Here is a 13,984-nt window from a genome sequence, read left to right as displayed (position 1 = left end):
ACAAAAGCGGAGGCGGCTTGCTCAGGCCCGACAAGCATAAGACGAGAACGCCGGAAAGGCGCCTTTTGCCTTTATGGCGTTATTGGCTTATGACCTCGAGGGGCTAGCCGCCGTAGCTGGACGAAACATTCAAAGCTCTAAAAATGCATGACTTTATCCATAATAAGGTATAAACTCATAGACAATTGAACGTTCAAGGTCTACTATAAGGAAGACAAAAAACATCTGGGGGATACGGTAGTGGAAAGAACTGTACGAAATCAAATTTTTACCTTACAAGGATTTTATTTATTAACGTTCTTCGGTGTTGGTAGTTTATATCCCTTACTCAGTGTGTATTTGAGTGAAAGCGTTGGATTAAACGGATATCAGATTGGAACGATCATGTCTGTAGGTCCGATCATGATGATTTTCTTCCAGCCGATTTGGGGAATGGTGAGTGACACGACCAATTGTCCCACCTTGGTTCTTGGTTTAACCTCTTTAGTGGCTGGGATCTTTGCACTCGGTTATTTGTTTATGGACTTTTACTATGGTCTGCTTATCGTGGCCATTTTAGTTGCAATCTTTCAAAGTGCAATCATTCCGGTTTCCGATAGTATTAGCTTGAAGTATACAAGTAAAGTCCGGTATAACTACGGAAATATCCGTCTGTTCGGTTCATTGGGCTTCGGGATTGCTGTCTTTATAATGGGGAAACTTTCGGAAGGTTTCATCGGACCCACCATCATCTTTTACTCTTTCTTTATCTGTCTGGTACTTTCAGGATTCCTTTCCTTTCGGTTTCCTAAGGAGAGAGCGGCAGCAAAGCTTGATTTAAAAGCAGGGATGAAAGAATTATTTACAATGAAGAAATTCCTCATTTTCTTAGCTGTAACCTTCTTAGTATTCGGTCCAAACCTGGCCAATAATGTTTACTTCGGCTTATTTGTTGAGGATTCTGGGGGGACGTATGCCGGAATCGGTCTTGCGTTTTTAATCGCCGTTTTATCAGAAGTGCCCTTTATGAGGATTGCCGGGGGATGGATTGATAAATTCGGACTATTAACGGTGGCTGCGTTAGCAGGTGCTGCGTCCATGCTCCGCTGGCTCTTTTACTTTACGGAACCTAGTCTTTGGCTGGTCTATTCATCGGCTGTGATGCAAGGACTTGCCATTGGGTTATTCATTCCGGCGGGCTTACGTTACATTAAAGAAATCACGCCTTCCCACATTACAGCAACAGCCGTTACGGTATATTCAGCAATCGGAAACGGACTGGGGAATTGGTTCAGTACCTTTGTTGGCGGTTTTATCTATGAAACGTACTCCATTTACACGGTGTACTTATTCTTCGCAGTCCTATCCCTATTAGGTATTTTCCTTTGCTTCGTTCTCATGAAAGAAGAAAAGAAGAATGCACTTGCATATTAATATGTTATTTCAAGGCGTCTAATGAGAGTCTCTCTCCTAGATGCCTTTTTTATTTGTTAGAAAATTTAAATAAATTAAAATAAAGGAAGGATTTACCTATGTCTGCGTGTAATAGTATATAGAAGCAGAAAATTTTGTGGGTGATGACATAATGAGGATCACAGGGGTTTTCATAATAGGAATTTTCCTTTTACTTACAGCATGTACACCTGAGCAGACATATCAAAAAGACCGATCAAACAAGACAGAACTCACGATTAAACCTTATAAATTAAATGCAAAAGAAAAAGAGCTGATTATGTTCACCGGGATTCAGGATATTCAATATTTTGAGTTAGACGGAAGTCTTGGAGAAGAGGATGATCTGCAAAAAACGATTGAGGTATATGAAAATGGCAAACAAGTGGAGAACGAGCCTTTTTCTTCTAATCAAATGGAGCACCTATTCAAGCATTCTCTCTTATCCTTTGGATTTACTTCAGATGATGAGGAAAAGTTAAAGTTTATACATGGCAGTGAAGGTGGAACGTTTACCATGATGAATGATTTCGTTTCTGGTGGTTATACCTTTGCTAGTCTTCTTTCAACAAAAACCACTTTAGAAAAAGGGCAGCCCATATATTTGTATGCGATTGCCGGAACGCAAGATGGTCAAATTTCAGGGTTATCCCTTGATGAAAATGGTAAGCCTTCAGGAGGAATCCTGGAAGCAGACAAAGCGTATGTATTCAAAGTCACGGTAACCGACCGGGAGGCTTTGCAATCAACAGAATAAAAAACCTGAAAAACGAAACGGCAGAGAACATCAGTCTTCAAAAAAGTAACATTAAAAGGTTTTGATCATCTTGAATTGTGGTACAAGTAGGATAAGATATTCAAAAGCAATCTCATAAATGCATCAATTCATATACGACAATTGTAAAATACCAATAAAAATAGCGTCTAATCTATAGAAAAGGGGATTTTAAAATGGAGAATACATTCGTCTACTCAAAAGATAATGCTAACCTTGGAGATACCGTGCAATTTAAAAGAAAGAAGAATGTCATCAATGGTGTGGTGACCACTCTTAGAGAAAATACGGTCATCGTCAAAATGGATAAAAATGTGGCAAAAAAGCTGGATTTACCAGATGATCAAACCGTAGTGGCACATAAAAACTATGTCGTCATTGAAAGAGCTGAAAATGATTCACAACCTGTATTTGTATATGATGGGTGGAATAGCGCATTAAAAGCCTAAACTTCATCTGCAAAGAAAAAGATCCTAACACGCCTAGACCAGTAGCATGGCTAAAGACGTATTAGGATCTTTTTTATTTTAATTTGCTGTTTACATATTCCTCAACCATTCCAGTGGTGACAAGCTTTCTCTGCGGCACGACACCTTGACGGGCAAGGGCGTTGATTTCATTGGTCACCTGATTAATCTTATCCGTTGTAAACGGTTGTTCAGCCAAACACAGCTCAACAGCTTCGTCGATCGCTTTTTCTCTACGCTCATCTAATATCATAAACTGTTGTACCAATTGATTTTGTTTACTTGAATGCTTTGTAATGTCTTTGTGTACACTCATGATTTCATCCCTCTCTGATTTGACGCATTATACCCTCTATTATGCCTTCTTCAACGTACTCATGGCAATGTCCAAATACCACTTCTATAAGATTGGGGAAAGGAGCCTTGAAACCGATTCTTTCACTTTGATCTTTATAGGTCTTTCGTTATACTCCTTGAGCGTCAATTCCCTACTATTATCAATATCCTTGCAAAACACAACGCTCAATTTTTCAGAAAGTGCCTGGTCATATAAAAAGGCATTAACCTCAAAGTTCAGGCGAAAGCTTCGTACATCGATATTGGCTGTACCGACAGAAGAAATGGTGTCATCCACTACAATGGTTTTGGCATGTATGAAGCCATTATCATAAATATAAATCCTCACTCCTGCCTTCAGTAATTCCCCGATATAGGAATAAGTCGCCCAATAGACAAATAAATGGTCAGGCTTGTTTGGAATCATAATGCGTACATCCACCCCCGTAAGCGCGGCAATCCTTAATGAATCCAACAGGCTCACGTCCGGGATGAAATAAGGGGTTTGAATATAAATGGACTTCTTCGCTGAAGAAATCATCTTAATATATCCATTTTTTATCTGCTCCCATTCAGAGTCAGGACCGCATGTCACAATTTGGACACCGGCATGACCGGTAAAGGAAGACTGTGGAAAGTATCGTAAATCATAGGCAATCTTCTTCGAACGGCTGGCTTGATTCCAATCAAGAATAAACCGGGTTTGCATGGCAAGTGAAGAGCTCCCGACAATCCGCAAGTGAGTATCCCGCCAATAACCGAACTTAGGATTCAAGCCCAGATATTCATCCCCAATGTTAAAACCGCCTACGTACCCGATCTTCCCATCGATAATCACGAGCTTTCGATGGTTACGATAGTTTAGTCGGAGATTGATAAAGGGAATTTTCGAAGGGAAAAACACAGCCACTTCCCCGCCTGCAGCGAGAAGTTCTTTAAAGAAGCTTCTTCTTGTCCGCCGGGAGCCCATTTCATCATATAAAACCCGGATCTTAACATCTTGTTTTGCTTTTTCAGTAAGTTTCTCCAGGATGCGCTTACCTAAGTGATCTTTCTTAAAGATATAATACTGAAGATGAATATGATCCTGTGCTGCTTCCATGTCTTCTAATAAGGATTCAAATTTGTCCTCCCCATGGGTGAACATTTGTACTTCGTTATCCTGAGTCAAAAGAGCTTCATTATTCAGGAGATGCATATAAATAAGGTCCTGATAATGAGCGGACGTCTCATTTATAAAAGGGAAGCGGTGTTCTTTCAGAGAATGTATTTGCTTTTGAATTAAATCATCAATGCCGATTTTCTTCATATCTTCCCAGTCGAATAATCGCTTTCTGCTTAAGTTCTGACCGAAGATTAAATAGAGAATAAAGCCGAGAAGGGGAATGAAAAACAGAACCATAAGCCAGGCCCATGTCGCACCGGCATCTTTTCGTTCGAGGAAGATGATGACGCCCGCGAGGACCAGGTTAAGAACAAATAAAACCCCTAGAAGAGTAGATAGGATACTCATAATATGTAAGGCTCCTTTAACTAGCTTTCTATAAGTAGTATACCTGAGAATGGAATAGAAAAAAATGACAAAGAAAAACAGAGCAGACTGTCAGCCTGCTCTGTTCGGTGGGAATCTTTATTCATTCACAGCTTTTTTAGTCATCTCGCGCCCACGGGTAGGCCAGCTTTCGACACCCTTTAAACCTGGGATGTCATCTGCATAGAAGATCGGGTCCAATCCTTGTCGACGCTGACTCATATAGTTGTCCAATGCTTTAAAGGCAATTGGTGCTAAAATACCGATGGCAATCAAGTTGGTAAGAGCCATCAATGCCATGGAAAAGTCCGCTAAGCTCCAAACAATATCAAGGCTTGCAACAGAACCGAAGATCACCATTCCTAAAGCAATGAGGCGATAAATCAGAAGTCCAGTCTTACTATTATTAATGAATGGAAGATTGGCTTCCCCGTAGTAATAGCTTCCAATGATGGAACTAAAGGCAAAGGTGAAAATGGCAATCGCTAAGAAAATACCAGCCCATGAGTTAAAGTGCTCAGACATGGCTGCTTGAGATAGCTCGATACCCGTCAGCCCGGAACCGTACGCATCTGAAGTTAAGATGATAAACGCGGTTGCAGAACAAACGAGCAGCGTATCAAAGAATACCCCAAGTGCTTGAATGAACCCTTGTTTGACCGGGTGAGAAACAGATGCTGTAGCGGCAGCATTCGGCGCGCTACCCATACCGGCTTCATTGGAGAATAGTCCGCGCTTTACACCGTTCATAATCGCGGCACCAATTCCACCACCGACCACTTGTTCAAATCCAAAGGCACTTTTAAAAATAAGTGCAATGACTCCCGGCATTTCCGTAATATTCGTAATGACTACAAACAAGGCTAAAACAATATAGAAGACCGCCATGATCGGAACAATAATGGAAGAAAAGGTCGCTATACGTTTAACGCCCCCGAAGATGATGAGTGCAGTCAAACCAGCTAACACAATTCCGATAACAAACGTATTGATTCCGAATGAGTTACTGAAAGCTGTTGCGATGGTGTTACTTTGAACGGCGTTAAAGGTTGTCCCAAAGGAAAGGATGATGGTGACAGCAAAGATCGAACTCATCCAGGGCTTGCCCAGTTGTTTCTTCATATAGTAGCCAGGGCCGCCCTTGAATCCAACTTTATCTTTTTCTTTATAAATCTGGGCCAATGTACTTTCGACAAAGGCGCTGGCTCCTCCCAGAATGGCAACAAGCCACATCCAGAAGACCGCTCCAGGTCCCCCAATTGCTAAGGCAATGGCTACTCCTGCTAAATTACCTGTACCAATTCGAGTACCTGCTCCAATAAAGAATGCTTGCAGGGATGATATTTGCTTTTCCCCTTCCGCCTCTACCACGTCTTTATCACCTAATAGTCGAAGCATTTCACCAAAGTGGCGAATTTGAACGAATTTAGATCCGATTGTGAAGTATAATCCTAAAATGAGGAGTACGCCTATTAAAATATATCCCCATAATATTGAATTTGCTTCCGTGACTAAATTGTTTAAAATATCCATGATAACCCCCTCAGAAATTTGTGTCGGTTACGCTTAACATTATCTGAAAATTTAAAATAAAAGTCAAGTTATTATCTGAATATTAAAATATTACCAGTTAGGTATTTAGGAGGGCGAACTATTTTGTCATAATAATTAAGGGTTTTTTCAATGAGGCGGGTATAAAGTAGAGTTAATTAAATTATTCTGAAATAATATATTTCGGTCTATTCGGATAATGTTTTTTTATTTGGGTATGACGAACTTGAAGTGAAATGAAAAAAACGGATCACTGCTGATGAACAGTGATCCGTTTTAGATTGGTTAAAGTGTCCTGCTTACCCATTCGGCAATCCAGGCGCAGGCAACGGCAGCGTAAGTTCCCACTACATTGCCCAGTATCCCCATCAACAGTCCTACAGGAGCAAGTGAAGGTTGGAACACAGAAGCTACAACAGGTGCCGAGCTTGTCCCGCCAATATTCCCTTGAGAACCTACAGCTACGAAGAATAGAGGAGCTCTTAGTAGGCGTGCCACTAAGAAAATAATCATCACATGAATGGCTAACCATACAATTCCCATTGCGACGTACTGAGGAGAATCCCATACATATGCTAGGTCGGCTTTTGCTCCAATTGTTGCAAGCAATAGATAAATTCCTGCATATCCGATTTTACTTGCCCCGTAGTTTTCCAGGGTGCGAATTTTAGTAAAGGAGAAGATGATCCCGACCGCTGAAATGATCATAATCGTCCACGTTCCGGCAGAGAGTACATTCGTGACCGGTAACGTTTCCGAGAACTTTCGTACAACGTAAGCGACTCCGAATCCTAAACCAATGATGGCAGCCAGATAAGGAACTTCAATAGGACGGGCATTTTTACGTTGTATTTCCCCCATATCCTCATTCACTTTACGGATGATCGAGTTATCCGCTTTGTTCCACTTATCGAATTTATGCTGAAATCCTGCAAGGGCGATCATGATTCCCATCCAACTATATCCGACAACGGTATCAACGACAATAATAGGCGAAAGAATTTCTTTAGGTGTACCAGTAGCTTCAATCATGGCTGCCATATTGGCACTTCCGCCAATCCAGCTTCCAGCGAGAGCCGCTACACCAGTCCAAGCGTCCTCAGGAAGAAACGGCTGGAAGATGGCTAAAGCGATGGGTCCTCCGATCACGACACCAAGTGTCCCTGCAAGGAACATCGTAATCGCTTTCGGACCTAGCTTTAATGTTGCGGGAACATTCGCAGAAAGAAGCAGCAATAATAATCCCACTGGCAATATGTAAGCTGATGTAAAGTCATATAAAGATGACTGATCCGGGATGATTCCAAACGTTGTAGATAACATCGGAAGGAAATAAGTCCAGATTAATGGGGGAGCATAGTGAAAGAACTTCTGTAGGAAAGGATTCTTCGACTCTCCAAGAATGAATACAAGACCAACTAAGGCAGCTAAGTAAGAAAAGATTGCCATAGGTTCTTGAATTAAGATAGTGTCAAAACGCCACCACATAGTAAAACCTCCTTAAAAATCGATAACAAGGTTTACTATAACATTGAAAACGGTTACTAATTAGAATTTTAATAAGTGCTAATCTTTGTTCAATACAGAATATAATTGGAGTTGAAGGAAAGAATGGGGGGGTTTGAGAAGCATGGTTCACAAAAAAATGCCATAGAAATCCATGGCAACAACTTGCTCTCTCATTTGAAATAGATGAAATAGAGATGAATTGGATTTTTTATAAAGAAGGAGAGATAGAGATCAATAGTAATTCCAAAATCCTAAAGCGAATAATAAAATTCCCGTAATCATTGAAATACCAAATAACATAAATAAGAAATCAAGAATGCTGTCAGCGAAGACTCTTTTGCGGTTCTCACGTTTAAAATGACGTACTTCCTTACGATACGATCGTGCAGCACGACTCATACAAAAACCTCCTCCTCCATAAACATCATTAATACTAAACATATTCACCACAAAATAAGAAAATCCTTCCTGAAAGTGAAATATTTGACGACTTCCCTGTAACTCCGTCTAATTCAGTCGAATAGAGGGACGGACCTTCCTTGTGTCTAGAGTCCAAAATAAAGTAAGAGGCTATACTAGGATAGCCTCTTACTCTAATAAAGAAAGCTTACAGTAGCGTGCCAGTTGCCTTTGTTAGCGGAGGTGATTTTCTGAGATTTCGCTAAGGGCACTTCCTGCACTTTGATCCGATTTCTGCTGTACTGCCAAATCTCCCAGAGCCAACATCCCGACAAGCTGCCCATTTTCCACAACAGGTAATCGACGAACCTGGTGCTGGGACATTAAAGCTGAAGCTTCTTCAGCAGAGGCATCCGGAGAGATTGTCACAACATGCTGTGACATAACTTGAGAGACATTTCCTTGTGTACCTTGAGTCAGTCCACGAGTAGCAATATCACGGTCTGTTACCATACCGACAACTTGCCCGTTTTCAACAACGGGAACGGAACCAACATTTTTAGAACTCATTTTAGATGCGACGCTCTGAAGTGAATCCTGGTTAGAAGCTGCTTCCACATTTGTCGACATAATATCACGTACTTGCATGTAAATTCCCCCTTAATCAAATTGGCAGTACACCATTATTATTCGACAATTCCACTGAATTATTCTTAATGCGTTCAGCCAGTATTTTCAAATGAGGGGGACGGACTTCATAGGTGGGGAATTGAATACTACTTTTCAATGAACATTTGAGTCCAATACGTACCGTACGTTCCACCTTCCGCATATCCCACGCCAATATGAGTGTAGGATCCCGTCAGGATATTCTTTCTGTGTGGAGGACTCTCCATCCATTCCCTCACAACCTGCCGGGGACTCGTTTGACCGGCTGCAATATTTTCTGCAGCTTTGATGTAGCTGACATTAAAGCTCTTCATCATATCAAAAGGAGATCCGTATGTCGGGCTTCTGTGAGAGAAGTATCCAATGTCCCTCATATTTCGAGACTTGTAACGGGCCACCCTTGAAAGCTGCCAATCAAGCTGAAGAACAGAAAGTCCATTCTTTTGTCTTTCTTGATTCGTCAGGTCAATGACCTGGCTTTCAATCGTTATTGAACCTTTAATCCCCGGGATGTAGATTTCTTGACTTGGATAAATTAAATCTGGATTCGACAATTGAGGATTAGCTTTTATGATTTCAGACAGTCCAATCCGCAACTTTTTTGAAATTTTCCAAAGAGTATCTCCTTTCTTGACTGTATAGGCACTTGCTGCAGAGGTTTCATTTAGACCAAATAGACTAATGATAATGGATAGTGCAACAATGATAAGAGCGAGTTTAGTTTTCATGACTATAAAATGTGTAATTATGGACAAAATATTCTAAGAAAAAGTTCAAAAATAGGATTATTGTTTCATTTTTAGGGAAAAGAAAAACTATTAAACATAAAGTGAAACTTTTTGCGAAACCAATCGTACAAATAGGTAACGATATTTTATAAAAGAGGTGAATAACGTGGTAAAGGAGAACGATCGCTTTAAAAAAGTGATAACGAAATTGTCAAACGTGGGCGTAAATATTTCAAAAACGAAATCAAGACGGGAAATTCTTCATTCACTAAAGCAGTATCAGCCATTACCTAAGACGTTAACCCAAGACTCTTAAGCTCACATCTTAGAAACGTTGGACAGACATATTTCCCCTTTTCTCACGATATACTAAATAGTAGTGAAGAGGAGGGTTAGGTATGGAGAGAATGATGTTTGATTTACAAGCATTAAAGGAAATCAGAAAGAAGGCAGATGAAATTTCATACCACTGTATGAGCCGGGATCAACCGGATCCTCATCGTGTAAGCATGGCGTTAGATCAAGTATGTCGTGCCCTTGCGATGTTTGCAGAAATGGAAATTCATCGCATGCAGAATCATCCTATCCCCTATGACCCACAGAGCTATATTAAAGGCCGGCTGGGAATTGCCTATCGATCTGTACTCAAAGTTCCTCAAGAAGATTCCAATACAGCATAGCGAAAGAGGTTGACCCAAGATCCAAGGGGTTCTAAAATCAAATCACAGACATATATAAGTAACTCTGAAAGCATAAGGACTGGTCCTGTAAGGATGATACTAACTCATCGTTTTGGGTCAGCCTCTTTTTATTTACTATTCTAATCTAAAAGTTAGGTGACGATATTCATGACGGTGTTTTCGGATATATTGTTGGTCTGTAATGGGAAGGCAGGTCAAGGAACGCTGGAAGTTCTGTTAAAAGATGCTGTGCCTCCCTTATTAGACATCTGCACGAACTTAATTATTCATAAAACGAAAGAGAAAGGCGATGCTGAAAGAATTTGTAAGGAGACAGGTAATCAATATGAGCTGGTTGTCATTATGGGTGGTGATGGAACGATTCATGAGGCCATCAACGGATTGTCAGCCTTAGAAAAACGGCCATTGGTAGGGATTATCCCTGGAGGGACGTGTAATGACTTTGCCCGTTCGTTGCATATTCCCATGAACATTGGACAAGCTGTCCGCCTTATAACTGAACGGCCTCTTGAAAAGGATATCGATATCGTCAAGGCAGACGATCGGTATTTCAGCAATTTCTGGGGAACGGGGCTGGTCTCTCAGACGAGCGATAATATAGATGTAGGATCTAAGAGTGTCCTCGGTAAACTAAGCTATTATATAAGTGCGTTTCAATCCATCCAGGAATCGCCGATCTTAGATGTGAAGGTCACAACGGAAAATGACGTAATTGAAGAGGAAGTGGTGATGCTATTGGTTGCAAATGGCCGTTCCATTGGCTCTAATCCACTGCCCACCTCCATTGATATGGAAGATGGACTGATGGATATTTACGTCGTCAAAAAAAGCGGTTTCCCATTATTAAAGGAATTTTTGGTTATCAAAAGTACAGGCAATATCAGCGAGCAATATGATGATATTATGCATATCCAAGCAAGAGAAGCCCATATAGAACTAGGTCAGAATGAGAAGCTTGATATGGATGGAGAATTATATGAAGGAACCGGGCAGTCCCTTCGAGTATTAAATAAGCATTTGCGATTTGTCGTTGGCAGCTCAGAATAAAAAGAGAGCAAGGGGGTGCATTTTTCCCCTTGCTCTCTTTTGCTATGATTATACAGTTTTCTTTCTCTTCTTTATGACCAAGTATACAAGATAAACGGCGATTAGAACGCCACCAGCTGCAAGTGTAAGAAGTGTAAAGTTCTCCTCAATAAAGGGCTTAGCTTTAGCTCCCAGTGCTAAAATAATCGCACCTTCAAGGAAGAAACGAATTCCTCTCCCGATAATAGACCAGATCACCAATACCCTGATCTTAACACCGGAAACCCCTGCGAAAATCGTAAAGATCTTATAAGGGACAGGTGTCAGTCCTGCAATTAAAAGAGCCATTGCCCCATATTTAGTAAAGTATTCCTCTACTTTTTGAATCCTCTTTTCAGAGAAGAAATATACAAGGATCGGCCGTCCAAGTTTTTTTCCGATCAACCAGCCAAAAAGGGCTCCGACAACGGAAGCGATAGTCGTATAAAGTGCATACAGCAATGCGCTATCCGGATTGGCTATCGCTAATGGAATCAGTAGTACATCAGGTGGTATAGGGAAGAATGATGAATCGGCGAATGAAACAAGAATCAGACCCCATACACCATAATCCAGTAACCAAGCTTCGAAAGCGTGAAGTAGTTCAGACATAAGTTCAGTATTCTCCTTTATTGATAAAACGTCATTTTTGATTTTAATTGAACATAAGAAAGTATATCACTTTTTACAAAAGGAGTCATGAAATATCCCGTATGGTTGAAACCACTTCACGGAAGTTTCGTCACATATGCAGTTGATGATACTCTTAACAAAGTTTGAAAAAAGCTTTAATCGAAAATAATCTATTTCTCGGGAAATAGTGACAGAAATCTAATTTATTCTACATTTCAGAAGGAGACTTCATTCCTAATAATCGTATTCCTTCAGCAAGGACTGTCGAAACAGCATGAACTAGTGCTAAGCGGGAGGTTTGCTCTAGATCCTCGGAAATGATTTTAGTTTTCCCGTAATAACGGTTAAAGCTTTGTGCGGTATCGACTAAATACTTGGCAATAACCGAAGGAGCATAGTGGTTCCATGCTTTCTCAACCATTTCTGGAAATAATCGTAGCTGCTTCACCACTTCCCAGCTCTCAGCATCGTCAAGCCCCTTAAATGTCAGTGGAAGGTCAGCATCCGTTTTTCTCAGAATGGATTGGGCTCTGGCATAAGTATATTGAATATATGGACCTGTTTCTCCTTCGAAGGTCAGCATATGTTCCAGGGAAAATTCTATATCGTTAACCCGGTCATTTTTCAAATCATGAAAGATAATGGCCCCAACCCCAACATCTTTTGCCACTTCTGTTGCATTTATTAAGTCGGGATTCTTCTGTTTGATATTTTCTTCAGCCATTTTGATTGCTTCCTGAAGAACCTCTTGGAGTAAAATGACTCGGCCTTTTCTGGTGGACATTTTCTTCCCATCCTTTAGATAAAGACCAAAAGGGATATGTTTCATATCATTCGCCCAGTTAAACCCGAGCTTCTTCAATACTTCCATCACTTGTTTGAAGTGAACGGTTTGTTCCTGGCCAACGACATACAAGGCTTCATCAAAGGCATACTGGCGATGGCGATACAGGGCAGCTGCCAGGTCTCTCGTGGCATAAAGGGTAGCTCCATCTGACTTTTTGATGAGACAAGGCGGAAGATTCTCTTCTTCTAAACGAACCACTTGCGCTCCTTGTGATGTTTCCAGGAGATGATGGTTTTGAAGCAATGTTACGACCTCTGCCATCTTGTCATTGAAGAACGCTTCGCCATTATAGGAATCAAATTCAACTCCGAGCAACGAGTAAATCGTTTTAAAGGCTTCAAGTGATTCGTCTTTAAACCATCTCCAAAGCTCCGTTACTTCTTTATCTCCGTCTTCAAGAAGCTTAAAGGCTCTTCTTCCTTCTTCCTCGAGTGAGGGATCTGATTCTGCTTCCTGATGAAACTTCTTATAAAGAACGAACAATTCAGATATGGGGTTATCTTTAACCTTTTGGTGATCTCCCCACTTTTTGAAAGCGACGATTAATTTTCCGAATTGAGTCCCCCAGTCCCCGATATAGTTGATTTTTTCTGTTGTGTAGCCGCATTTTTCTGCAATAGTGGCGATGGAATTCCCGATGACAGTCGATCGTAAATGCCCCATGGAAAAAGGTTTGGCGATATTAGGTGAGGACATATCCAATACAATCGTCTTTTGCTCACCAAATGCATGGCTCCCGTAATCTGACCCTTTTTCCAAGATGGCTGACACGATTTCTTTTCCTGCTTTCAATCTGTCAAATCGGAAATTAACATAAGCACCTGCTGATTCAACGTTGCTGAAAAAGGGAGAGGAGAGAGTGTCAGCAATCTCATCGGCAATTGTGTGAGGTGCCTTCTTCCATGCTTTGGCCAGCTGGAAGCATGGAAAGGCCAGGTCCCCCAAATGAGTATGCTTTGGGGTTTCAAGCAATTCATACAGCTCTTGTTTGCTCCAATCATTCAACACCTGTGACTTTAGTACGTCAGTAACGATCGATTTCAAATCCATCATCTACACCTCCTGATAAAATCAAACACAAAAAAACTCGTCTCTATATAACATAGAGACGAGTTTAGCTCGCGGTACCACTCTTATTCCCTTAAAGGGCGCTCATTGTATAACGGGAGATCCCGGTTTTTCTCTACTAACTTCAAGAAAAACATCTCAGAAGTGCGTTTCATTCCAGGCTTCTCACCAGGCTCCCACCATCCCCGGCTCGCTTTCGATCCACGTCAGAATTACTCTCTTCATCATAGAATATTCGTATATAATTACTATTATTTTACACATTCTGGGGCTG

The 13,984-nt window shown here is 41.0% G+C and carries 15 protein-coding genes and 1 other annotated feature; of the genes, 6 read left to right on the top strand and 9 right to left on the bottom strand.

The annotated features are described in order from the left end of the window. Nucleotides 1-240 precede the first annotated feature (240 nt). From Q1B03_RS21530 to Q1B03_RS21520, 3 genes are all read left to right on the top strand, one after another. Nucleotides 241-1,413, top strand: a complete 1,173-nt coding sequence (locus tag Q1B03_RS21530) for an MFS transporter (protein ID WP_299746748.1) — start codon at nt 241-243, stop codon at nt 1,411-1,413. Nucleotides 1,414-1,564: 151 nt separating this feature from the next. Then, a complete protein-coding gene (locus Q1B03_RS21525; protein ID WP_299746745.1) occupies nt 1,565-2,188 on the top strand; it encodes a hypothetical protein in 624 nt (207 codons plus the stop codon). Between the two features lie 194 nt (nt 2,189-2,382). Beyond that, on the top strand, nt 2,383-2,655 hold the full coding sequence (locus Q1B03_RS21520) for a DUF2187 family protein (RefSeq protein WP_299746742.1): 273 nt from the start codon (nt 2,383-2,385) through the stop codon (nt 2,653-2,655). A gap of 73 nt (nt 2,656-2,728) precedes the next feature. On the opposite strand, the gene Q1B03_RS21515 is transcribed toward Q1B03_RS21520, so the two are convergent. From Q1B03_RS21515 to safA, 7 genes are all read right to left on the bottom strand, one after another. After that, nucleotides 2,729-2,989, bottom strand: coding sequence for a YpbS family protein (locus Q1B03_RS21515; RefSeq protein ID WP_299746740.1), 261 nt, complete (start codon nt 2,987-2,989; stop codon nt 2,729-2,731). 84 nt (nt 2,990-3,073) lie between these two features. Beyond that, nucleotides 3,074-4,522, bottom strand: coding sequence for a cardiolipin synthase (gene cls / locus Q1B03_RS21510; protein ID WP_299746737.1), 1,449 nt, complete (start codon nt 4,520-4,522; stop codon nt 3,074-3,076). Between the two features lie 117 nt (nt 4,523-4,639). Beyond that, complete coding sequence (locus Q1B03_RS21505) at nt 4,640-6,073, bottom strand: sodium:alanine symporter family protein (RefSeq protein ID WP_299746734.1); 1,434 nt, start codon at nt 6,071-6,073, stop codon at nt 4,640-4,642. A gap of 303 nt (nt 6,074-6,376) precedes the next feature. Further along, the gene (locus Q1B03_RS21500; RefSeq protein ID WP_299746732.1) at nt 6,377-7,579 is read right to left on the bottom strand and encodes a DUF819 domain-containing protein; all 1,203 of its coding nucleotides are present in this window, start codon (nt 7,577-7,579) and stop codon (nt 6,377-6,379) included. Between the two features lie 252 nt (nt 7,580-7,831). Further along, nucleotides 7,832-7,999 (bottom strand): hypothetical protein, encoded by a 168-nt coding sequence (locus tag Q1B03_RS21495; protein ID WP_156142539.1) that lies wholly within the window; start codon nt 7,997-7,999, stop codon nt 7,832-7,834. Between the two features lie 234 nt (nt 8,000-8,233). After that, nucleotides 8,234-8,647: a CBS domain-containing protein gene (locus Q1B03_RS21490; protein ID WP_299746718.1), complete on the bottom strand. Its 414-nt coding sequence runs from the start codon at nt 8,645-8,647 to the stop codon at nt 8,234-8,236. A 128-nt stretch (nt 8,648-8,775) separates the two neighbouring features. Further along, a complete protein-coding gene (gene safA, locus Q1B03_RS21485) occupies nt 8,776-9,396 on the bottom strand; it encodes a SafA/ExsA family spore coat assembly protein (RefSeq protein ID WP_299746715.1) in 621 nt (206 codons plus the stop codon). A 157-nt stretch (nt 9,397-9,553) separates the two neighbouring features. On the opposite strand from safA, the gene Q1B03_RS21480 reads away from it, so the two are divergent. From Q1B03_RS21480 to Q1B03_RS21470, 3 genes are all read left to right on the top strand, one after another. Then, on the top strand, nt 9,554-9,712 hold the full coding sequence (locus Q1B03_RS21480; protein ID WP_306471845.1) for an Lmo0850 family protein: 159 nt from the start codon (nt 9,554-9,556) through the stop codon (nt 9,710-9,712). 82 nt (nt 9,713-9,794) lie between these two features. After that, nucleotides 9,795-10,076, top strand: a complete 282-nt coding sequence (locus Q1B03_RS21475) for a hypothetical protein (protein WP_299746709.1) — start codon at nt 9,795-9,797, stop codon at nt 10,074-10,076. Between the two features lie 168 nt (nt 10,077-10,244). Continuing rightward, nucleotides 10,245-11,144, top strand: coding sequence for a diacylglycerol kinase family protein (locus Q1B03_RS21470; protein ID WP_299746706.1), 900 nt, complete (start codon nt 10,245-10,247; stop codon nt 11,142-11,144). Nucleotides 11,145-11,192: 48 nt separating this feature from the next. Here the strand turns inward: Q1B03_RS21470 and Q1B03_RS21465 are convergent, their stop codons facing one another. Continuing rightward, a complete protein-coding gene (locus tag Q1B03_RS21465) occupies nt 11,193-11,774 on the bottom strand; it encodes a YqaA family protein (RefSeq protein ID WP_299746703.1) in 582 nt (193 codons plus the stop codon). 229 nt (nt 11,775-12,003) lie between these two features. Next, nucleotides 12,004-13,692: an arginine--tRNA ligase gene (gene argS, locus Q1B03_RS21460; protein ID WP_299746764.1), complete on the bottom strand. Its 1,689-nt coding sequence runs from the start codon at nt 13,690-13,692 to the stop codon at nt 12,004-12,006. 51 nt (nt 13,693-13,743) lie between these two features. Beyond that, nucleotides 13,744-13,947 (bottom strand) — a binding site (T-box leader). Nucleotides 13,948-13,984 lie beyond the last annotated feature (37 nt).

It is taken from the genome of uncultured Rossellomorea sp. (assembly GCF_947488365.1).
Lineage (GTDB): Bacteria > Bacillota > Bacilli > Bacillales > Bacillaceae_B > Rossellomorea.
The sequence above is the reverse complement of the archived record's forward strand: the minus strand, read 5'-3'. Positions and strand labels throughout refer to the sequence as shown.